Source organism: Phaeobacter piscinae, assembly GCF_002407245.1.
GTDB lineage: Bacteria > Pseudomonadota > Alphaproteobacteria > Rhodobacterales > Rhodobacteraceae > Phaeobacter > Phaeobacter piscinae.
The window spans coordinates 1-20,986 of sequence record NZ_CP010681.1 but is presented as its reverse complement, the minus strand read 5'-3'; the positions used below and the strand labels follow the sequence as shown (position 1 = coordinate 20,986).

At 57.9% G+C, this 20,986-nt stretch carries 12 protein-coding genes, 3 tRNA genes and 3 rRNA genes; 3 read left to right on the top strand and 15 right to left on the bottom strand.

Translation table 11 applies throughout. The features are described 5' to 3' along the window. The first annotated feature begins 112 nt into the window (after positions 1 to 112). Together phaeop14_RS00090 and phaeop14_RS00085 are read left to right on the top strand one after the other, a co-directional pair. Positions 113 to 922: an IclR family transcriptional regulator gene (locus phaeop14_RS00090; RefSeq protein WP_096790186.1), complete on the top strand. Its 810-nt coding sequence runs from the start codon at positions 113 to 115 to the stop codon at positions 920 to 922. After that, a complete protein-coding gene (locus phaeop14_RS00085; RefSeq protein WP_096788375.1) occupies positions 919 to 2,265 on the top strand; it encodes an aminotransferase class III-fold pyridoxal phosphate-dependent enzyme in 1,347 nt (448 codons plus the stop codon). The genes phaeop14_RS00090 and phaeop14_RS00085 overlap by 4 nt, the downstream gene beginning before the upstream one ends. 173 nt (positions 2,266 to 2,438) lie before the next feature. Here phaeop14_RS00085 and phaeop14_RS00080 read toward each other — a convergent pair. From phaeop14_RS00080 to phaeop14_RS00030, 11 genes are all read right to left on the bottom strand, one after another. Next, positions 2,439 to 2,515 (bottom strand) — tRNA-Met (locus phaeop14_RS00080). A gap of 146 nt (positions 2,516 to 2,661) precedes the next feature. Beyond that, a 5S ribosomal RNA gene (gene rrf / locus phaeop14_RS00075) occupies positions 2,662 to 2,776 on the bottom strand. A gap of 118 nt (positions 2,777 to 2,894) precedes the next feature. Continuing rightward, positions 2,895 to 5,722: ribosomal RNA gene (locus tag phaeop14_RS00070) — 23S ribosomal RNA — on the bottom strand. A 421-nt stretch (positions 5,723 to 6,143) separates the two neighbouring features. Continuing rightward, a tRNA-Ile gene (locus tag phaeop14_RS00065) sits at positions 6,144 to 6,220 on the bottom strand. 25 nt (positions 6,221 to 6,245) lie between these two features. Next, positions 6,246 to 6,321 (bottom strand) — tRNA-Ala (locus phaeop14_RS00060). Between the two features lie 150 nt (positions 6,322 to 6,471). Next, positions 6,472 to 7,935, bottom strand: a 16S ribosomal RNA gene (locus phaeop14_RS00055). The 16S, 23S and 5S rRNA genes sit together here with 3 tRNA genes alongside, the layout of an rRNA operon. A 1,055-nt stretch (positions 7,936 to 8,990) precedes the next feature. Next, complete coding sequence (locus tag phaeop14_RS00050; RefSeq protein WP_096788374.1) at positions 8,991 to 10,016, bottom strand: transporter substrate-binding domain-containing protein; 1,026 nt, start codon at positions 10,014 to 10,016, stop codon at positions 8,991 to 8,993. Between the two features lie 11 nt (positions 10,017 to 10,027). Then, entirely contained in the window at positions 10,028 to 11,107 is a 1,080-nt protein-coding gene (locus phaeop14_RS00045; protein WP_040179135.1) for a transporter substrate-binding domain-containing protein, read from the bottom strand. A 153-nt stretch (positions 11,108 to 11,260) separates the two neighbouring features. Continuing rightward, a complete protein-coding gene (locus phaeop14_RS00040) occupies positions 11,261 to 12,088 on the bottom strand; it encodes a hypothetical protein (RefSeq protein ID WP_040179132.1) in 828 nt (275 codons plus the stop codon). A 416-nt stretch (positions 12,089 to 12,504) separates the two neighbouring features. Beyond that, positions 12,505 to 14,922 carry a DNA topoisomerase (ATP-hydrolyzing) subunit B gene (gene gyrB / locus phaeop14_RS00035; protein ID WP_040174895.1) on the bottom strand — a complete coding sequence of 806 codons (2,418 nt, stop codon included), beginning with the start codon at positions 14,920 to 14,922 and terminating at the stop codon, positions 12,505 to 12,507. An 85-nt stretch (positions 14,923 to 15,007) separates the two neighbouring features. Continuing rightward, positions 15,008 to 15,601, bottom strand: coding sequence for an NAD(P)H-dependent oxidoreductase (locus phaeop14_RS00030; protein WP_040174897.1), 594 nt, complete (start codon positions 15,599 to 15,601; stop codon positions 15,008 to 15,010). A 100-nt stretch (positions 15,602 to 15,701) separates the two neighbouring features. Here phaeop14_RS00030 and phaeop14_RS00025 point away from each other — a divergent pair, with 100 nt between their 5' ends. Beyond that, complete coding sequence (locus tag phaeop14_RS00025) at positions 15,702 to 16,301, top strand: TetR/AcrR family transcriptional regulator (protein ID WP_096788373.1); 600 nt, start codon at positions 15,702 to 15,704, stop codon at positions 16,299 to 16,301. Between the two features lie 14 nt (positions 16,302 to 16,315). Here phaeop14_RS00025 and phaeop14_RS00020 read toward each other — a convergent pair whose 3' ends face one another. The 4 genes from phaeop14_RS00020 to dnaA form a co-directional block, all read right to left on the bottom strand. Then, positions 16,316 to 16,936, bottom strand: coding sequence for a LysE family translocator (locus phaeop14_RS00020; protein WP_040174900.1), 621 nt, complete (start codon positions 16,934 to 16,936; stop codon positions 16,316 to 16,318). Beyond that, positions 16,933 to 18,030, bottom strand: a complete 1,098-nt coding sequence (recF, locus tag phaeop14_RS00015; protein ID WP_096788372.1) for a DNA replication/repair protein RecF — start codon at positions 18,028 to 18,030, stop codon at positions 16,933 to 16,935. Before recF ends, phaeop14_RS00020 begins: the two co-directional genes overlap by 4 nt. 97 nt (positions 18,031 to 18,127) lie before the next feature. Beyond that, positions 18,128 to 19,249: a DNA polymerase III subunit beta gene (dnaN, locus tag phaeop14_RS00010; RefSeq protein WP_040174904.1), complete on the bottom strand. Its 1,122-nt coding sequence runs from the start codon at positions 19,247 to 19,249 to the stop codon at positions 18,128 to 18,130. A 309-nt stretch (positions 19,250 to 19,558) separates the two neighbouring features. After that, positions 19,559 to 20,986, bottom strand: coding sequence for a chromosomal replication initiator protein DnaA (gene dnaA, locus phaeop14_RS00005; protein WP_096788371.1), 1,428 nt, complete (start codon positions 20,984 to 20,986; stop codon positions 19,559 to 19,561).

The following is a 20,986-nucleotide window of genomic DNA, read 5'->3' as shown; positions in this document are numbered from 1 at the left end:
CCCCTCCCGTTGACTGGTTCATATATCAAACCAGTGTTTCGCAAAAAAGGTTGCCTTGCTATCTATCATGTGTCAAATTTTTTCTGACTCCACAGGAACGGTGACCGACGACATGTCCTCTGCAACCAAAACGCTGGCACTACTGTCGCACTTCTCGGCCGACCGCCCGGAAATCGGCCTATCGCAGCTGTGCAGGATTGCCGGGCGCGACAAGGCAACCACATATCGCCACCTCCAAGCCCTTGAGACAGCTGGATTTGTCGAGCAGAACCCGACGACAAAACACTATCGGCTGGGGCCTGCTGTCCTACAGTTGGCGCAGGTGCGGGAGGCAACCGTCCCGCGCAAGCTTGGGGCGCAATTGCCATTGTCGCAGCTCGCCGACGTGACTGGCGAGACGGCGCATGTCTCGGTGGTGTCGGGCACCACACTCTACGCGCTTGCGTCCTGCGAATCGCCTCGTCATGGCACACGGGCGATCATCGACATCACAACATTTCCACTCCATGCGACGGCATCAGGCCTTTGCGCGCTGGCTTTTGGCCCTGACGCGATGCTGGAGGCCGCACTCTCCCAGATGGATAGGTTCACGCCGCATACAGCCACCACAGCGGAGGCGTTGAGCGATCTAATCACCGACGCGCGCGCTACCGGCTTTGGCTGTTCGGACCGCAGTTTCGAAGCGGAAATCCACAGCCTCTCTGCGCCGCTCTACGATCAGACCGGCCTGTTTGCGGGCGCCGTTTCGGTGGCCAGCGTCGCCACACGTGTGTCTCCCGAGCAAGAGCGGTTGATCAAAACAGAACTGATCAAAGCGAGCCGCGACATCACCCGAAACTGGGGGGGGCAACTCCCCGCAAATGTGACATCCGCCTGGGCCAGTGAGTCCAGTCGGCACTATGAAACGGATTCCACGTCATGACAGAGTCAAACTTCCTCAAGGAACACAACGGCCGCCTGATGTGGCATCCGATGACATCACCGCAGGACAGTGTCGCGCAGCCGCCCAAGATCATCACCAGTGCCGAGGGCGTGTCCATCACAGACATTGACGGCCATCGGGTCATCGACGGGGTTGGCGGCCTCTGGAATGTGAACCTCGGCTATTCCTGCCAGCCGGTTAAGGACGCGATGGCTGCACAGCTGGAGAAGCTGCCGTATTACTCTACCTTCCGCGGAACATCGAATGATGCGGCGATTGAGCTGTCCTATGAACTCAGCCGGTTCTTCGCTCCAGATGGCCTGAGCCGAGCCTTCTTCACCTCTGGCGGCTCGGATTCCGTGGAGACCGCGCTGCGGCTGGCGCGGCAATATCACAAACTGCGTGGCGACAGTGGCCGAACCAAGTTCCTCAGCCTCAAGAAAGGCTATCATGGCACCCATATCGGCGGCGCCTCGGTAAACGGAAACGCCAACTTCCGGAATGCTTACGAACCGCTGCTTCCAGGCTGTTTTCATATCCCGGCCCCCTATACCTATCGCAACCCCTTCAACGAAAGCGACCCGGAGCGTCTGGCCCAGCTTTGCGCCGCCGCGTTGGAGGATGAGATCGCCTTCCAGGGCGCCAATACGATTGCCGCGATGATCATGGAGCCGATCCTCGGGGCAGGCGGTGTGATCCCGCCCCATCCGTCATTTGCCCCCATGGTCCAGGAAATCTGCAATCGCAACGGCATCCTGCTGATCACCGACGAGGTGATCACGGCTTATGGGCGCACAGGGGCCTGGTCGGGGGCCCGGCTCTGGGGCATCCAGCCCGATATGATGTGTACCGCAAAAGCGATCACAAACGGCTATTTCCCATTTGGCGCGGTCATGATGGGTGACCGGATGATTGAGGTCTTTGAGGAGAACCCCGACGCCAAGATTGGCCATGGCTATACCTATTCCGGCCATCCCGTCGGTGCGGCGGCCGCGCTCGCCTGTCTGGCAGAGATGCAGCGTCTGAATGTGACCGCAACAGCAGCGGCACGCGGCACCCAGCTGTACGAGGGCTGTCTGGCCTTGAAGGACCGTTTTGATGTCATCGGCGATGTTCGGGGCGGCTATGGGCTGATGACAGCCCTCGAACTGGTGAGTGATCGCCAGACACGGGCGCCGCTTGACGGGCGCCGGGCTCTGGCCGTTCAGGAGGCCTGCTACGAAGCCGGTGCGCTGATCCGGGTTTCGGGTGCAAACGTGATTCTGTCCCCGCCGCTCGTCATGAGTGAAGCAGATGCACGCGGTTTGCTGGACGCGCTGCGGGTTGGACTTACTGCAGCATAGGGTCTGCGTTTTTGTCAGCTTTTAGGGAGCGTTGCAGGGTTTTCGGTGTCTTTGGTGAGGCCTTCCAGCCTTACCGTCCTCATCGCGCCCACAAAGTTTGATTTGGCGCGCAACAGACAACCGCAAAGCACCGCCCGGAGGCGGCTGTAAGTATTTGTTATGTTGGGAATATTTGGTTGCGGGAGTAGGATTTGAACCTACGACCTTCAGGTTATGAGCCTGACGAGCTACCGGGCTGCTCCATCCCGCGACATTTTTGTTTTGCCTCATTGCGTTTTGTTGCTTGAGGCTGCCGCTGCTTGATCACGCGTGTTGTGACTGGGCGTCTGTGTCTTCAGATGTGTTTGTCTGAAGGTATATTTTATTGGTATCGTTTATGTTTATGGATTTTTCTAGGTTTGGCGGTGACCTACTCTCCCACGCCTTAAGACGCAGTACCATCGGCGCAACAGTGCTTAACTTCCGGGTTCGGGATGGGACCGGGTGTTTCACTTGCGCTATGACCACCAAACCGAGGAAAATCCATATTCGCGACGTTTCGGTTTTGAGACGTCGCGGAGATACAATCGACATGAAGTCCAAGTTTTGTGTTTTGCTTTTGGTTCTTGTGTCACTGACTGTTACTGGAACAGATCAAGCCTATCGGGCGATTAGTACCGGTCAACTGAATGCATTGCTGCACTTACATCTCCGGCCTATTGACGAGGTGGTCTACCTCGGCCCTCAGGGATACCTTGTTTTGAGGGGGGCTTCCCGCTTAGATGCCTTCAGCGGTTATCCTGTCCGATCATAGCTACCCTGCACTGCTGCTGGCGCAACAACAGGTCCACCAGTGGATCGTTCACCCCGGTCCTCTCGTACTAGGGGCAACTCCTCTCAAGTATCCTACACCCACGGCAGATAGGGACCGAACTGTCTCACGACGTTCTAAACCCAGCTCACGTACCTCTTTAAACGGCGAACAGCCGTACCCTTGGGACCTGCTCCAGCCCCAGGATGAGATGAGCCGACATCGAGGTGCCAAACACTGCCGTCGATATGGACTCTTGGGCAGTATCAGCCTGTTATCCCCGGCGTACCTTTTATCCGTTGAGCGATGGCCCTCCCACTTGGGACCACCGGATCACTATGGCCGACTTTCGTCTCTGCTCGACTTGTCAGTCTCGCAGTCAGGCTGGCTTCTGCCATTGCACTCAACGAGCGATTTCCGACCGCTCTGAGCCAACCTTCGCGCGCCTCCGTTACGCTTTAGGAGGCGACCGCCCCAGTCAAACTACCCGCCACGCAGGGTCCCGGATCCGGATAACGGACCGCGGTTAGACATCAAGAGTGCGAAGGGTGGTATCTCAAGGGAGGCTCCACCGGAACTAGCGTTCCGGTTTCGATGCCTACCACCTATCCTGCACATCACAATCCTGATGCCAGTGCGAAGCTGTAGTAAAGGTGCACGGGGTCTTTCCGTCTAACCGCGGGAAGCCTGCATCTTGACAGGCAATTCAATTTCGCTGAGTCGATGTTGGAGACAGCGGGGAAGTCGTTACGCCATTCGTGCAGGTCGGAACTTACCCGACAAGGAATTTCGCTACCTTAGGACCGTTATAGTTACGGCCGCCGTTTACCTGGGCTTCAATTCGGAGCTCTCACCCCTCCTTTTAACCTTCAGGCACCGGGCAGGCGTCAGACCCTATACGTCGTCTTGCGACTTCGCAGAGCCCTGTGTTTTTAATAAACAGTCGCCACCCCCTGGTTTGTGCCCCCAGCTCCAAGTTGCCTTGGAACCGGGCCTCCTTCTCGCGAACTTACGGAGGTATTTTGCCGAGTTCCTTCAACATCGTTCTCTCAAGCGCCTTGGTATTCTCTACCAGTCCACCTGTGTCGGTTTAGGGTACGGTCTCATGGAGGGCTATTTCCAGGGACTGATCAGCAGCCCATTCAATCCGATAAGGATGAACTACCTTCACAATCCGTCACATCCTCCTGGCCTAGGAATATTAACCTAGTTCCCATCGGCTACGCCTTTCGGCCTCGCCTTAGGGGCCGGCTTACCCTGCTCAGATTAGCTTTAAGCAGGAACCCTTGGACTTTCGGCGAGAGTGTCTCTCACACTCTTTGTCGCTACTCATGTCATCATTCTCGCTAGTGATCTCTCCACGGGATCGCTCACGCGCCCGCTTCATCGAAAGCTTCGTGTCTCCGATGTGTCCGAGGACACTAAGGAGACATGAAGCTATGTCACACTACGCTCTGCTACCATGCACTATGTGCATCCTAAGCTTCGGCTCATGGCTTGAGCCCCGTTACATCTTCGCCGCAGGACGTCTTAATTAGACCAGTGAGCTGTTACGCTATCTTTAAAGGATGGCTGCTTCTAAGCCAACCTCCTGGTTGTTTTGGACATCCCACCTGCTTTCCCACTTAGCCATGAATTAGGGGCCTTAGCTGTAGGTCAGGGTTGTTTCCCTCTCCACTACGGACGTTAGCATCCGCAGTGTGTCTGCCATCTAGTACTCCCGGGTATTCGGAGTTTGGTTAGGATCAGTAAGCCTGTGGGGCCCCATTACCCATCCAGTGCTCTACCCCCCGGGGTATTCGGATGACGCTCTACCTAAATAGATTTCGCAGAGAACCAGCTATCTCCGAGTTTGATTGGCCTTTCACCCCTAGGCACAGCTCATCCCGATCTTTTTCAACAGATGTGGGTTCGGTCCTCCAGTGCATGTTACTGCACCTTCAACCTGGCCATGCCTAGATCACTCGGTTTCGGGTCTGATCCCACGAACTCATGCGCCCTATTAAGACTCGCTTTCGCTGCGCCTACACCTAACGGCTTAAGCTTGCTCGTGAGACCAAGTCGATGACCCATTATACAAAAGGTACGCTGTCAGCCCTCAAGGGGCCTCCAACTGATTGTAGGCGTTCGGTTTCAGGTACTGTTTCACTCCCCTCGTCGGGGTGCTTTTCACCTTTCCCTCACGGTACTGGTTCGCTATCGGTCAGTAAGGAGTACTTAGCCTTCGAAGGTGGTCCTCCGATCTTCAGACAGGATTTCACGTGTCCCGCCCTACTTAATACGTCCTATCATGCTTCATATACGGGGCTATCACCCACTCTGGCTGTGCTTCCCAACACATTCTATTCACACTCAAGGCTCGGCTGGTCCCCGTTCGCTCGCCGCTACTAGGGGAGTATCATATTGATGTCCTTTCCTCCGGGTACTTAGATGTTTCAGTTCCCCGGGTTTGCTCTTAAAACCCTATGTATTCAGGTCTTAAGTACCTGATTAAGCTCATTATTGATAGCAAAGCTAACAATAACAAACTGTCAGGTGGGTTCCCCCATTCGGAAATTCATGGATCAAAGCCTATTCTCAGCTCCCCATGACTTATCGCAGAGTATCACGTCCTTCATCGCCTCTTACTGCCAAGGCATCCACCAAACGCCCTTCTCGCGCTTGATCTGGTCCAGAAAAAGACAGTGAACTGTCACGCCACAGAAGCTGGTAAGAAACTGTGGCCTTATTCTGAACCAAAAGCATACTTTCCCGCTCACTTCGTAAGAAGTGAACATTGGTTCATAAACCTTGCGGAATATGAACCGGGTTAGTGTACTTGACTTGGACAACACTGTGGTTTCAATCCGGCAGACCCTCGCGCGCCCGAGGAAAAGGGCGGATGCAAAGGCTCGCATCAGACCACCGAAGCGGTCCTCAGCACCAAACTGAGGTCGATCCCTTACGCGGGTGACCAACAGTGTTGTTGATTGTATCTCTCTAAACGATGTCAATGTGATCAACCTTCCCGAAGGAACATCGATCCGGTCCGATTGGACGATCAAACACTCAAAGCAAGTGCTTGATGATCAAATCATATTCCGAAGAATGGTGGGTCGAGGAGGACTTGAACCTCCGACCTCACGCTTATCAGGCGTGCGCTCTAACCACCTGAGCTACCGACCCATTCTATGTGGGCCGTTCGCATGAGTGGTGGAGCCTAGGAGGATCGAACTCCTGACCTCCTGAATGCAAATCAGGCGCTCTCCCAGCTGAGCTAAGGCCCCTTGCTAGATCCTGCCCCAGGGCAAGATCATGACAGTTCTGAAGAGATATGAGGACGGCCTGGTCCGGATGTGATCAGTTTTGATTACTGATCTTATGCTAAGTGTATCACGAGACAGAGCAAGCTCTGATCTAGCTAGATACATCCTTAGAAAGGAGGTGATCCAGCCGCAGGTTCCCCTACGGCTACCTTGTTACGACTTCACCCCAGTCGCTGAGCTCACCGTGGTCCGCTGCCCCCTCGAAAGGTTGGCGCACGGCCTTCGGGTAAACCCAACTCCCATGGTGTGACGGGCGGTGTGTACAAGGCCCGGGAACGTATTCACCGCGTCATGCTGTTACGCGATTACTAGCGATTCCGACTTCATGGGGTCGAGTTGCAGACCCCAATCCGAACTGAGACAGTTTTTTGGGATTAACCCATTGTCACTGCCATTGTAGCACGTGTGTAGCCCAACCCGTAAGGGCCATGAGGACTTGACGTCATCCACACCTTCCTCCCGCTTATCACGGGCAGTTTCCCTAGAGTGCCCAGCCGAACTGCTGGCAACTAAGGATGTGGGTTGCGCTCGTTGCCGGACTTAACCGAACATCTCACGACACGAGCTGACGACAGCCATGCAGCACCTGTCACTCGGTCACCGAAGTGAAAGCCAGATCTCTCTGGCGGTCCGAGGATGTCAAGGGTTGGTAAGGTTCTGCGCGTTGCTTCGAATTAAACCACATGCTCCACCGCTTGTGCGGGCCCCCGTCAATTCCTTTGAGTTTTAATCTTGCGACCGTACTCCCCAGGCGGAATGCTTAATCCGTTAGGTGTGTCACCAACAAGCATGCTTGCTGACGACTGGCATTCATCGTTTACGGTGTGGACTACCAGGGTATCTAATCCTGTTTGCTCCCCACACTTTCGCACCTCAGCGTCAGTATCGAGCCAGTGAGCCGCCTTCGCCACTGGTGTTCCTCCGAATATCTACGAATTTCACCTCTACACTCGGAATTCCACTCACCTCTCTCGAACTCAAGACCAGGAGTTTTGGAGGCAGTTCCGGGGTTGAGCCCCGGGATTTCACCCCCAACTTTCTGATCCGCCTACGTGCGCTTTACGCCCAGTAATTCCGAACAACGCTAACCCCCTCCGTATTACCGCGGCTGCTGGCACGGAGTTAGCCGGGGTTTCTTTACCAGATACTGTCATTATCATCTCTGGCGAAAGAGCTTTACGACCCTAAGGCCTTCATCACTCACGCGGCATGGCTGGATCAGGCTTGCGCCCATTGTCCAAGATTCCCCACTGCTGCCTCCCGTAGGAGTCTGGGCCGTGTCTCAGTCCCAGTGTTGCTGATCATCCTCTAAAACCAGCTATAGATCGTAGACTTGGTAGGCCGTTACCCCACCAACTATCTAATCTAACGCGGGCCGATCCTTCTCCGATAAATCTTTCCCCCGAAGGGCGTATAAGGTATTACTCACCGTTTCCAGTGGCTATTCCTTAGAGAAGGGCACGTTCCCACGCGTTACTAACCCGTCCGCCGCTCACTCCGAAGAGTGCGCTCGACTTGCATGTGTTAGGCCTGCCGCCAGCGTTCGTTCTGAGCCAGGATCAAACTCTCAAGTTGAAAAGCACTTACATGCTTATCCTTGACGTTCGAACCTCTGCACATCTTTGAATGTCCTACCGATAACGCTACTTGAGGACGGGCCTCAAACAGCACGGCTTCGAACCCGGCTAGGAACTCGAAACGAACATCCAACATTCTCTGTTTCTCGTGCTTCAGTACCAAAGGTACAGAAAGCCGACAAACAGTGAAGCTGACACTTTATCATCGCGCTACCACTTTGCTACTTGAGCGCAGGGCGTTGCTAAAAGCGTTGATATGAAGAGGTTGATCCATCGAATGAACCAAACCGCCCACATATCTCTTCAGATATCATCAATGTCAAAGAGCATACATCCAGAGACAACAACCAACAGATGCGCCAAATTCCTGACGCGCCCGCCGATCAAACCCTCATAAATGCCACCGTCTTTCCGATGCGTCCGACCGTCTCTCCAGCCCGTCCCAGCGTCTCTCCGCCGCGTTTCCCGTCCATCCCAGCGTCGCCGCCGTCCCGTCCGGTGTGTCTCAGTAGCGCCTCAGCGCCGCCGGTGAAGGGGGTTCTAAGGCGAGTTACACAAAGCCGCAACACCAAAATCAAAGAAAATCAAAGTTTCCGCAGAGAAAAACATGAAATCGCACAAAATCAAATAGTTACACGACAACAAAGTCAGCATACCTGACCCGAAATCCACCCCAACCCCACCAAAACACAGCCCCAAATCCACCCAAACACAACTTACCCACAGACTCGCCCCACATATCCACAGACTCGCCCAACACACAAACGAGTCACCCACCCAAAATCACCAAAAACGCAGGTTCATCTGGATGCTGTCGCCAGAGCCCAACCCCACCGCGGACGTCCCCTCCCTCATCATATATATGAAGGCCGGACTGGGCGGTGACCGGGACACACCAAAGCTCGCAACCCGCGCCGTATAAAAATGCACCGCGCTTTCGCACTGCAAACGCCGCACCCCTGTAAGGGGCGCGGCGCCTGGCCCAACAGAACAGGACCAAAGGTTCGGTTCTGGCGGGAGACCCCGCCCCGGTGGGGCGCGGTCCGTCTGGTGTTACTGGAGTTGCGCCCAGAACAGTTCCAGATGACGCGAGACAATGTCCTGAAATCGGCCATCAGCCTTGAGCGCCTTCAGACCTGCGTTGATGCGATAGAGATGCGAGGTGCCGCGCCAGTGGCGTTTGGAAATCACCACATGCAGGCCTTCCTCGGAGAGTGGACGCTCCAGAGGGATCACCTGATCACGCAGCCCTTCCGAGATCAGCGTATTCGCGCCAAGGAAGAGGTTCAGGGATACCGCATCCACCTCCCGCGCCATCAGCTTGCGAAAACAGGCGCCGGGATCCGCGGCCTGAACCAGCGTCAGCTTGCCCTCGCTCAACCAGCGACGATCGCCGCGATCGAGGTCATGGGTGTAGTATCCTTCTGGACGGCACAGGGTTTTGCCCAGCATATCGGCGTCGCTGTCAAAGGCGAAGGCGGCATCTGCCCGCACGAAGACCATAATCGGGATGGTCATCAGCGGTTCCGAGAAATGGAAGTTCACGCAGCGCTCATCCGTTGGGTTTGCCGCGCAATCCGGCTTCAGCCAGGGGAACCCCATGTCGAACTGTTTCTCATCCAGCATCGGGAACAGATGTTTCGACCAATCCTGTTCCCAAGTGATCGAATAGGACACTGGCGCAGGGGTCAGCTCCAGCGCGGCATTGACCAGTTCGGTCACCATCCCCTGACCGGGCAGCGTCTGATCGGTGAACGGGGCAAAGCCACCACCGGTCAGCAGCTTCATCTCCGCGTCATCCTTGCGCAGGGGCGTGGCATCGGGCGTCGTGGCCTGCTGCGCGCAGGGGATGTGCAGCGTTTTGCCGGGGATGACGCTCGGCCCCTCCAGCACATGCTGGTTGCTATAGTAGATCAGCGTCCAGCGGCTGCGGTCACTATAATGGGTTTCAGCAATCGAGAAGAGCGTGTCGCCGGGCTGTACCCGGTAATCGACATTGCAGATGGCCTGCGCCGCGCGTGGCGCGACACCAATGGCCAGCAGCAGCGCTATGGCCGCCGTTGCGAGATGTTTCAACATGGCGCCCTCCCTCAGAAGCCGGCCCAGATCCTGGCCATGTGATCCTCGATAATGGCCTGATAGCGACCGTTCTCACGGATATTGCGCAGACCGGTATTGATCATGGTCAGCATGTCATCGGCCTGGGGATGGGTCTTATGCACCACCACATGGATACCCAGCACTGAGAGCGGCAGTGGCAGCACCTCAAACTGATCCAGCAGATCGTTTTCCTTCATCACGCTGCGTCCGGTGAATTCATTGATCGCAACGGCATCTGCCTCCCCCTTGGCGACCATCTCGAAACAATCGGCAACCTTATGCGGCTGTTTGAGGGTGATCTTCTTCTCCTCCATCCAGCGGCGACCGTAGCCATCCAGATCGAAGGTCAGATACCCCGCCGGGCGGCAGAGTGTCTTGCCCTCAATGTCCGCGTCCGTCTCAAAGGTGAAGGGGCGCGATTTATCGACAAAGAGCAGCATCAGTGTCTCAAACATCGGGTCCGAGAACAGGAAGTTCACGCAGCGATAGCTCTCCGGCATGGTGTCGCAATCCGGGCGATACCAGGGAAAGCCCAGATCCAGCAGCGCGTTCGACAGCAGCGGATCGAAATGGGAGGCCCAGTCGTCCACCCAGTGGATGGCAAAGCCCTGCGCCGGGGCGGCGTCGGTCATCGCCGCATTCACCACCTCGGTGATCAGCCCGCCATTGTGGGCAGTCTTGGAAGTGAAGGGGGCATAGTCGTCCCCGGTCAGCAGATTGATCTTGCTGCGCACGGCGGCGGTGCCCGGCTGTACCTTGACCGGTGCCGCGACCACCGGCTGCGCATCCGCAACCGCCTTGCCGCCGGGCAGCCCTGTCGGCAGACCATTCAGACAGGCCATCGTCAGCTCCATGCCGACGCGGATCGCATTCGGGCGCGGGCCAATCGCGTCGATGTTGCGGCTGTGGATCGCGCTCCACATGCCCACATCCTTGTAAAGCCGATCAGCAATCAGCGACAGGCTGTCCCCGGGGCGCACCTTATATGTGCCACCGCAGGTCTCGGCGACGACAGGCGTAGCCAGCAGGCCGGTAACGCAACAGAGCGCCGCGATCAGGTGTTTTTTCATAATATCCCTCTTGGGTTGAACTCGGGCGTCCCGCGCCGATCATCGGCGCCGCCTCTTTTGTCTTAGAACGGTTGGAAAGCTTATATCTTGGCGCTCTGCCGCGTTTCGGTCGAGCGCATCGGCGCACGCAGCAACACCGGCCCGGCGCTGGCGCTACTGACCGACGAACAGCGCCAGAATGGTTGCGGTATCGACGCGCCCATCCGCGCCGATCAGCGCCGCGGGTACGGTGATGGTCTCGCTGCGATAGGCGTCATTTACCATTTGGTCGATATAGGCGGGCGATTGCCCCTGCCCGACGGCCCGCAGCACCAGACTATAGAGCGCGGTATGGGCCTGCGACGCCGGGGCGGCGGGCTGTTCTGCGTCCGCAGACGGGGTCACGGCGCTGCCACGCCGCAGCGCTGCCAGCGTTCCTGCGGTCATCTGCGCAACCATGGCATCCTCGGCGCTGAGCGGCGCGGCGGTTTCGACTGCAGCCGTCAGCAGCTCCTCAGCCGCAGCGCGCTCGCTCGGGGTGGCACTTGGATCCAGGCCCGCCAGCGCCTGCGGCGTCAGCAACCGTGCCACGCGGGGCTGATCAACAGCCGTTTCGGCAGTCTCATCAGGTCCGAACTGCAGCACCGCAAGACCCACGGCAAACAAACCCAGGACCGCAGCTGCGGCCCCCAGTTTCACAATCGGCGACATCTGGGCCAGGGAACGACCCGGAGCAGGCTTACGGCCATCAGCCTTCCCGGTTGCAGCGTTCAATGATCCACCAGCCCCCTTATTGACGTCCGGATTGATGTCTGACCGATCCGTTGCAACGGAGGTCACCGCCGCGATATTTGCCTTGGCGCGGGATTTTCCCGCCTGAGGAGAGCGAAGCGCGCTGTTGCTTGAGGAGATCACACCATCAATCTGGACCGAGCGCACCGGGCGATCACCGGCATCAGCAACCTCTGTTCCGGTTTCACTGTCTTTCTTTACGCTCAACATCGGCACACACTACCCCCCGGCTGCTCCGAAAATCGCGGTCGAGCCGCGTTTTATTAACCGATTCTTAACGTTCGAGCGATTCTGCGTCAACATTCTGCGGCAGAATGGTAAATCTCTACAGGATTTGCTGTGGGGAAGCTCATGTTGAGAGGCAAACCGGGCAATCCCTCAATATACAGAACCAAGCTATTTGGTGTACGCATGACGATCATATCCGCCGCACACGCGCGCACCGAACGGATCACCGCTTACCCCAGATGCAATCATGAGAAGAGTTATGTGCGAGTCAAATCGCAGAGAGACCGAAACCGGTGCCAGCTCGCGTCGCCGAAAGCCTCAGCGCCTTCCCCAGCTCAGGTGATCCGTCGCGGGCAGGTGGGGCGCGGGCAGCGACAACATGCTGCCCGCGACTGAAATCAAAAATCCAGGTTTTCCACGCTCAGTGCGTTTTTCTGGATGAACTCGCGCCGGGGTTCGACGACGTCACCCATCAGCTTGGTGAAGAGATCATCCGCCTCAACCATGTCTTCGACGCGGACTTGCAACAGGGTGCGCGCATCAGGGTCTAGCGTGGTCTCCCACAGCTGGTCGGGGTTCATCTCGCCCAGACCTTTGTAACGCTGCAGCGCCAGACCTTTTTCGCCCTCTTCAAGGATGGCTTTCAACAGGCCAAGCGGGCCGTGAATCGCCTGACTGCGGTCGCGCCGGACGAGGGTTGCCGCAGCCCCGTAGATTTCCTGCAAGCTATTGGTAAAGCTGCCTGTTTTCCGGGCCTCGCCGGAGCGCAACATGGGGCCGTCCAAGGTGCGCAGCTCCTCAACCCCGCGCAGGATTCGTGACAGGCGAATACCGTGATCCTGTGTGATCCGTCCACGCCAACCACGTTCATATTCCAACGCAATCAGGTCCAGACGCTGCGCCACCTTATCAGCGACGCCCTGCAGATCAGCATCAACAGCACCCGGCACAAAGGCGCCGGCAACTGCGGCCTGCTCCAGAATATGGCGCGGGTAATGGGTGGGGAAAGCGTCCAGAACACGCTTGAGCTGACGCGCCTCATCGACAACACGGGCTAGATCCTGACCTACCAGTTCCTCGCCGCTGCCCAGTTTCAGCACTGCCCCGTCGACGCCCTGATTGATCAGATATTCATCAAGGGCGGCCTGATCCTTGAGGTAGACCTCCGATTTGCCGCGCGACACCTTATATAGCGGCGGCTGCGCGATATAGAGATACCCGCCTTCGATCAGCTCCGGCATTTGACGATAGAAGAACGTGAGCAGCAGGGTTCGGATGTGGGCGCCATCGACGTCTGCGTCAGTCATGATGACGATCTTGTGGTAACGCAGCTTCTCGATGTTGAACTCATCCCGGCCAATGCCGGTGCCCAGAGCCATAACCAGGTTGCCGATTTCCTGACTGCCAAGCATCCGGTCGAAACGCGCGCGTTCCACGTTCAAAATCTTCCCTCGCAGAGGCAGGATCGCTTGGGTCATCCGGTCGCGCCCGGTCTGGGCGGAGCCACCTGCGGAGTCCCCCTCGACCAGGAAGACTTCGGTCTTGGATGGATCTTTCTCCGAGCAATCTTTCAATTTGCCCGCCAGATAATTCACATCCATCGCCGTCTTGCGGCGGGTCAGCTCGCGCGCCTTGCGGGCGGCCTCCCGTGCGAGAGCGGCTTCGATAATCTTGCCGACGATCTGCTTGGCCTGATTTGGGTTCTCCTCAAACCATTCTGCCAGCTTTTCGTTGACAAGGCTTTCGACCACAGGTCGCACCTCGGAGGAAACCAGCTTGTCTTTGGTTTGGCTGGAGAATTTCGGATCAGGCACCTTGACCGACAGTACGCAGGTCAGCCCCTCACGGGCGTCATCCCCGGTAAAGGAGACTTTCTCCTTCTTGGCGATGCCGGAGGATTGCGCGTAGTTGTTGATGGTGCGGGTCAGCGCACCGCGAAAGCCAGCAACATGGGTGCCGCCGTCCCGCTGCGGGATGTTGTTGGTAAAGGGCAGCACCGTTTCATGGTAGCTGTCGTTCCACCACATCGCGACCTCAACCCCGATGTCGTCCTTATCGCCGGTGATATAGATCGGCGCCTCCATCACGGGCGACTTCGACCGATCAAGATATTTGACAAATTCCTTGACGCCGCCCTCGTAGAACAGCTCCACCTCCAACCGTTCGGCCGGGCGCTCGTCAATCAGGATGATCCGCACGCCTGAGTTCAGGAATGCCAGTTCACGCAGACGTTTTTCCAGCGTCTCGAAGGAATATTCGAGGTTGGAGAACGTATCCGTAGACGCGAGAAAGCGCACCTCGGTACCGGTCTGATCACCACATTCGCCAACAACTTTCAGGTGTTCAGCCGTATCGCCACGCTCAAACCGCGCGACATGTTCCTTGCCATCGCGCCAGATGCGCAATTCCAGCCAATCTGACAGCGCGTTCACCACAGAAACGCCCACGCCGTGAAGACCGCCGGAAACCTTGTAGGAGTTGCTGTCGAACTTACCGCCAGCATGGAGCTGGGTCATGATGACCTCAGCCGCTGAAACACCTTCTTCTTCATGAATCCCGACCGGAATCCCGCGCCCGTTGTCGTTCACCGAGACGCTGGAATCGGCGTGAATTTTCACGACCACCCGGTCCGCGTGACCGGCCAGGGCCTCGTCGATGCCATTGTCGACAACCTCATACACCATATGGTGCAGCCCCGACCCATCGTCGGTGTCCCCGATATACATGCCGGGGCGTTTGCGAACCGCCTCCAAGCCTTTGAGAACTTTGATGGAATCCGCGCCATAGTCTGCGGGGGCCTGCTCGTTTCCGGACATTCACATCTTCCTGTCTTTGCTTCAGGATTTTATACGAAGTCTGGCCGGGAATGTCACGCGCAAGCCCCTTTTTTTCTTGGTGGAATCAGGCTGCTCTGGCGCCTAGGTCCGCGACCTTGCGCTGCCAGGAAAGGACGGTCTTCTCCGCAGCATCTGTCGCTGGTGCAAAAGACGAGAAGCGCGTCGGTTTGATCCCGACAAATCCCAGGATCTGGCTGCTGATAATCCGCTTGATCGCATTGCCGTAGATCAGCCGCAGCCAGAGCGCGGGCGTGTCAGACGTCAGCAATACCCGCGCTGTCTTGCCGGTGAGCATCGGCGCAGGCAGCCCCAGGACATTGACGTTGCGTGTATCAAACGCGCGGCCCGGCAAAAGCGCGCGGTCAAAGACGCCTTTCAGCTTTGCCGGTATCGCGCCCCACCACATAGGTGTCGCCATCACAACGTGATCAGCCCATTCCAGATCGCTGAGAAAAGCCGCGAGATCCGGTTCCAGCGGTTTTACATTCTGATACCCCGTCTGCCCGTAATCGATATCAAATTGCATGGACGACAGGTCATGGTAGCGCACCTTATGGCCGCCTGCCTCTGCCGCCGTTTGATAGGTCTGACAAAGCGACTGGGACAGCGAGCTGGGCGCCGGGTGACCGTTGAGGATGATGATTTTTCGCGTGGACATGGGGACCTCCGAATCCTAAAAGTGACTGAGGTCAATTTATTGAGAAAATGACCGTGGTCAATAAATTAATTGACCACGGTCAAATTTATGAGAGGTCATCATGTCCCGCGCTCCGCAACAACGTCGACTGGAAACCCGCGCCCGCCTGCTGGAGGTGGCTGCCGCGCAGATTGCCGCAGCGGGCTATAGCGGCCTGCGAGTAGAGGATGTGGTTGCAGAAGCTGGGGTCGCGAAGGGCACGTTGTTTTCGCATTTCGGGGATAAGACCGGGCTTCTTGCCGCTGTGATCGGCCCAAAAATCATGGCTATTTTGGATGATACCGAAGCCTTGCCCGCGCCTCAGACGCTGGATGATCTGGTTGATCGGCTGCTGCCTGTGGTGCAGTTCGTGGCGCAGGATCGAGTGATTTTCGATCTGTTACTGCGCTATTCAGGCACCACGGGCACCGAAACCGATGCGGTCATCACACAAAGCTTTTTCCGCCAGATCTCTCTCTGGTCCGGTTGGGTCACTGACTTGCAGAACACTGGCATGCTGCGTCAGGATCAGCCAGCGAATGTATTGGCCGAGGGGATGCAGGCCTTTCTAAACCATATATTGGCCCTGTCATTCTGTGCCGCACATGGCAGTCTTGGCAGCTTCCGCGAGGAACTTCTGACCTATCTCAGCCCATGGCTGGAACTGCCATCCGGGACATAGCATCGGTGCAGACCTCAAACAAAGGGGATCAGGCACCCGACCCCGATCAGCAGGCACCCCGACACGATATTGATCCGGCGCAGTGTCGCCGGGGATGTGATGTGCCAGCGCACCCGGTGAACCAGACCAGCCATGCACAGGTTCCCCACCAGAGGCACCAGAAAGGACAGCACCACAATGGCGAGGATATCGAGATGGGTGACAGCCGTCAGGTCAAAGAACCCCGGTAGCACCCCCATGTAGAACAGGATCGCCTTCGGATTGCCCAGGATGACAGCGATACCGGCGATGAAACCGGCCCATAGTCCCGGACGGGTCAGCGCGCTATTGGCCTCAATCCGGGCATCGGCGTGACGCAGCAACATCCCTCCCATGAACAGAAACATCGCACTGGCGACCCAGCGCAGCACCTCCATCAGGCCGGTGACTTCTGATACAATCCAGGACACGCCTGCCACCGCCACCAGCGGCCAGAGGATATCACCGCAAGCCACGCCCAAGGCCAGCGGCCAGGCCGCGGGAAAGCCGCCCGACATCGCCCGCGCCATCACCGCCAGCCAAACCGGCCCCGGCGTTAGAAACAACACAAACAACCCACCTGCATAGAGAGTCAGATCCCAGGCAGACACGCTCATCCCGCCACCACTTCGGATCCCGTGGCGCCGTCCTCAACGGTGAGCATCTGCGCCCTGCCGTCAAATTCATCGAACAATTCGGGGCCGGTGCCCGTCATCCAGGCCTGCGCTCCAAGCGTCACGATCTCTTGGTAAAGTGCGGCCCTACGGGTCACATCCAGATGCGCCGAAACCTCGTCCAGCAGCAGAATTGGTGGCGCGCCGCCTTCTGCGATCAAGGCCCGCGCATTGGCAAGAATCAGCGACACCAGCAGCGCCTTCTGTTCCCCGGTGGAGCAATCGCGCGCGGGCACGCCCTTGGCCTGATAGGTGCCCAGCAAATCCGTGCGGTGCGGGCCCAGCAGGGTACGCCCAGCCGCCAAATCGCGAAACCGACCCTCCTCAAAGGCCTCCTGCAGATCTACTGCGGTGTCCGGAAGCCCGCCGTCGGATTGGATCAGTTCCAGCTCAGCCGCGGGAAAGGCCGTTTCGGCAGCGTCCTGCGCCATGCGCAGACGATCCACCGCTGCAGTGCGCGCCGCGTGGATACGATGGCCGCTTTCGGCCATCTGCGTTTCCAAGACCCGGTACCAGGCAGCATCGCGGATCTGTTCCTTCAGCAGGCGATTGCGTTCACGCATGGCCTTTTCATAGAGCAATGTCGCCTCGGCATGGCCGGGATCGAAACTCAGCACGATGCGGTCGAGAAACCGCCGCCGCCCTTCGGCCGCCTCGATCCACAACCGATCCATCGCAGGAATCAACCAGACCACGCGGCAGATCTGCCCCAGATCAATCTGGCTGGCGGCTTTATTGTCGATCTTGACCTGCCGTGCCTTGCCCGCTTCCGACCAGGTTTCCACCTCATAGCTCTGCCGCGCGGCGGTCAGCTGGCCCTTCAGCTTCCAGCCGAGAGCCTCAGGCCGACGCGCCATATCAGCAGCGCTGGCACGGCGCAGACCGCGACCGGGGGAAAACAGCGATACCGCCTCAAGGATATTCGTCTTGCCCGCGCCATTGGCACCATGGATGGCCACAGGGCGACCGTCCAAATGCAAATCCGCCCGCAGATGCGAGCGGAAGTGCGACAGTGTCAGGGTCGTCAACGCCAGCATAAGGCGGGATCCCGTGTCATCTTTCTAAAAATACTCAAATTCCCCCGCCCGGCGGACAGCTCAGACGCCAAGAGGGGCAAGCGCACCGTCCGGCAGATCACACCCGCATCGGCATGACGACATAAACCGCGCTTTCGTCGCTGCCTTCCCGCATCAGGGTCGGGTCACCGGATGAATTGAACATGAAGACCGCATTTTCACGATCAACCTGATTGGCGATCTCAAGCAGATACTTTGCATTGAAACCGATCTCCAGCCGCTCGTCACGATAGGCCACTGCCAGCTCTTCCTCAGCCGCACCGCTGTCGGGTGCGTTGACAGAAAGGATCAGCCGATCCTCGTCCAGCTGCAGCTTCACCGCGCGCGACCGTTCGGAGGACACGGTTGCGACCCGGTCCACAGCACGGGCAAATTCGGAGGCATCCACTTCCAGACGGCGGGTGTTGCCTGCTGGGATAACCCGCGTGTAGTCGGGGAAGGTGCCGTCGATCACCTTCGAGGTCAGGGTGATATTGGGCGTGGCAAAGCGCACTTTGGTCTCAGAGACAGAAACGGCAATGTCCATCTCATCGTCGTCCAGCAGCTTACGCAGCTCGCCCACGGTTTTGCGCGGCACGATCACACCGGGCATATCCTCGGCACCCATCGGCAGATTGGCATCGATCCGCGCCAGACGGTGACCGTCGGTGGCGACACAGCGCAGCGCCTTGCCGCCTTCGACACCATCCGCGACATGCATATAGACACCGTTCAGATAGTAGCGGGTCTCCTCGGTGGAGATGGCGAATTTCGACTTGTCAAACAGCCGCTGCAGGACGGCTGCATTGGCGGTGAAGTTGGAGTGATATTCGGAGGAGGCCATCACCGGGAAATCTTCACGCGGCAGGGTGGCCAGCGAGAAGTTCGAGCGGCCGGCCTCCACTGTCAGACGACCGCTGGCGGCATCTGCGGTCAGGGTGACCAGCGCGCCATCGGGCAGTTTGCGCACAATCTCATGCAGCGTGGTGGCGGCAACGGTGGTGGCGCCTGCGCGTTCGACCTGGGCCGGGGCCTTGTCGACCACCTCAATATCCAGATCGGTGGCGCGGAACTGAACGGTGTCCCCTTCGGCCTCAATCAGCACATTTGCCAGGATCGGAATGGTGTTGCGGCGCTCGACCACTGACTGGGCCTGAGCCACGGCTTTCAACAAGGTGCCGCGTTCGATGCTGATCTTCATGTCCCTAAGTCCTCTAACGTCTGGCCGGGAGAAGCAACGTAACGCTTTAACCCTTCGGCACAAGGCTTTTTATGGATTTGTCCAAGGGATTGTGCGCAGCGTCAAGGGCGGAAGCCCCCTTGCCCGATTTATCCCCGGCAAACGTGGCTCTCCGGCATGGCTTGCCCGCGGCCACCCGATCTGTGTTCACCCGCAGTCTCCTGAGCCCGGAGGGCAAAAGACCCCGGACTGGCCGGGGTCATGCGGGACTGTTGGGAATGCCAACTGACGGGACGTCTGGGCAAAATCTGCGACTGACACAGAGAGAGGTCAGGCCTCCAGCGAGCGGCGCAGCATTTCGACATCTTCGGCGATCTGGCCGTCGACCGTCTTCAGCTCTTCGATGCGGCGCACACCGTGCATCACGGTGGTGTGGTCACGCCCGCCAAAGCGGCGGCCGATTTCCGGCAGGCTGCGGCTGGTCAGCTGTTTGCACAGATACATCGCCACCTGACGCGGACGCGCGTAAGAGCGCAAGCGCTTGGGGCCGATGATATCGGACATGCGGATGTTGTAATACTCAGACACCTTACGTTGGATCTCTTCGACGGTGATCTTACGCTCAGAGGCGCGCAGCACATCCGCCAGGCAATCCTGTGTCAGCTCCATGTCGATCTCACGTCCAACAAGCGACGCAAAGGCAAACAGACGGGTCAGCGCACCCTCGAGAACACGAACATTGGTGGAAATACGGTGAGCTAGGAATTCCAGCACGCCATCCGCGATACGCAGATCCGGGTAGGTCTGCATCTGCTGCGCGACCTTGGACTGCAGGATGCCCAAGCGCAGCTCATAATCCGTTGGGTGCAGATCGACCACCAGACCACATTGCAAACGTGACCGAACGCGGTCTTCCAGATCCTTGATCTCCCCCGGAGCGCGATCGGCGGAAATGATGATCTGCTTGTTCTGATCCACCAGCGCATTGAAGGTGTGGAAGAACTCTTCCTGGGTACTGTCCTTGCCGGCGATAAACTGAACATCGTCGACCATCAGCACATCCACGGAGCGGAACAGATGTTTGAAATCCATCATCTTGCGTTCGCGCAGCGCCTGCACAAAGCGATACATGAATTGTTCTGCCGACAGATAGAGCACATTCAGCTCCGGATTGCGGGCGGTCAGTTCCCAAGCAATCGCGTGCATCAGGTGGGTTTTACCCAGACCAACCCCACCATAGAGCACCAGCGGGTTGAAGGTCACCGGCCCGCCTTCAGCGACGCGGCGCGCAGCCGCATGCGCAAGCTCGTTGGGCTTACCCACAACAAAGCTGTCAAAAGTGAACCGCGGATCCAGCGGTGCGGCCTGCAATGTCTCGCCCGGATCCTTCGGAGCGGCACCGTGACCTGTGGCAGCGCGGGCGCGCGGCAGATCGGTCAGCGCCTCATCATCCAGATCAAGCGGCAGGTCATCTGCAGCGCCTGCGGTGTCGACAGCGGTCGGACGTGCGGCTGTATTGGCTGCAACCCTGAAGGCCAGCCGCTGCACCGGTTCGCCGGACATGTTCAGTTCATGCAGGATCAGGTCAGCAAAGTTCTGGCTGACATAATTGCCCATGAAGTTTGTCGGTACGTTGAAAATGGCAACACCATTCTCCACGCAGGTAAACTCCAGAGGTTCGATCCAAGTCGTAAAGTTATTTTGCCCCACGGTTTTCAACAAACGCTGTCGCAACCGTCCCCAGTTATCTTCCGTCAT

Bases quoted from the DNA above. Each gene is read 5' to 3' on its own strand.
- phaeop14_RS00090 (WP_096790186.1), top strand. From the start codon at position 113: ATGTCCTCTGCAACCAAAACGCTGGCACTACTGTCGCACTTCTCGGCC.
- phaeop14_RS00085 (WP_096788375.1), top strand. From the start codon at position 919: ATGACAGAGTCAAACTTCCTCAAGGAACACAACGGCCGCCTGATGTGG.
- phaeop14_RS00050 (WP_096788374.1), bottom strand. From the start codon at position 10,016: ATGTTGAAACATCTCGCAACGGCGGCCATAGCGCTGCTGCTGGCCATT.
- phaeop14_RS00045 (WP_040179135.1), bottom strand. From the start codon at position 11,107: ATGAAAAAACACCTGATCGCGGCGCTCTGTTGCGTTACCGGCCTGCTG.
- phaeop14_RS00040 (WP_040179132.1), bottom strand. From the start codon at position 12,088: ATGTTGAGCGTAAAGAAAGACAGTGAAACCGGAACAGAGGTTGCTGAT.
- gyrB (WP_040174895.1), bottom strand. From the start codon at position 14,922: ATGTCCGGAAACGAGCAGGCCCCCGCAGACTATGGCGCGGATTCCATC.
- phaeop14_RS00030 (WP_040174897.1), bottom strand. From the start codon at position 15,601: ATGTCCACGCGAAAAATCATCATCCTCAACGGTCACCCGGCGCCCAGC.
- phaeop14_RS00025 (WP_096788373.1), top strand. From the start codon at position 15,702: ATGTCCCGCGCTCCGCAACAACGTCGACTGGAAACCCGCGCCCGCCTG.
- phaeop14_RS00020 (WP_040174900.1), bottom strand. From the start codon at position 16,936: ATGAGCGTGTCTGCCTGGGATCTGACTCTCTATGCAGGTGGGTTGTTT.
- recF (WP_096788372.1), bottom strand. From the start codon at position 18,030: ATGCTGGCGTTGACGACCCTGACACTGTCGCACTTCCGCTCGCATCTG.
- dnaN (WP_040174904.1), bottom strand. From the start codon at position 19,249: ATGAAGATCAGCATCGAACGCGGCACCTTGTTGAAAGCCGTGGCTCAG.
- dnaA (WP_096788371.1), bottom strand. From the start codon at position 20,986: ATGACGGAAGATAACTGGGGACGGTTGCGACAGCGTTTGTTGAAAACC.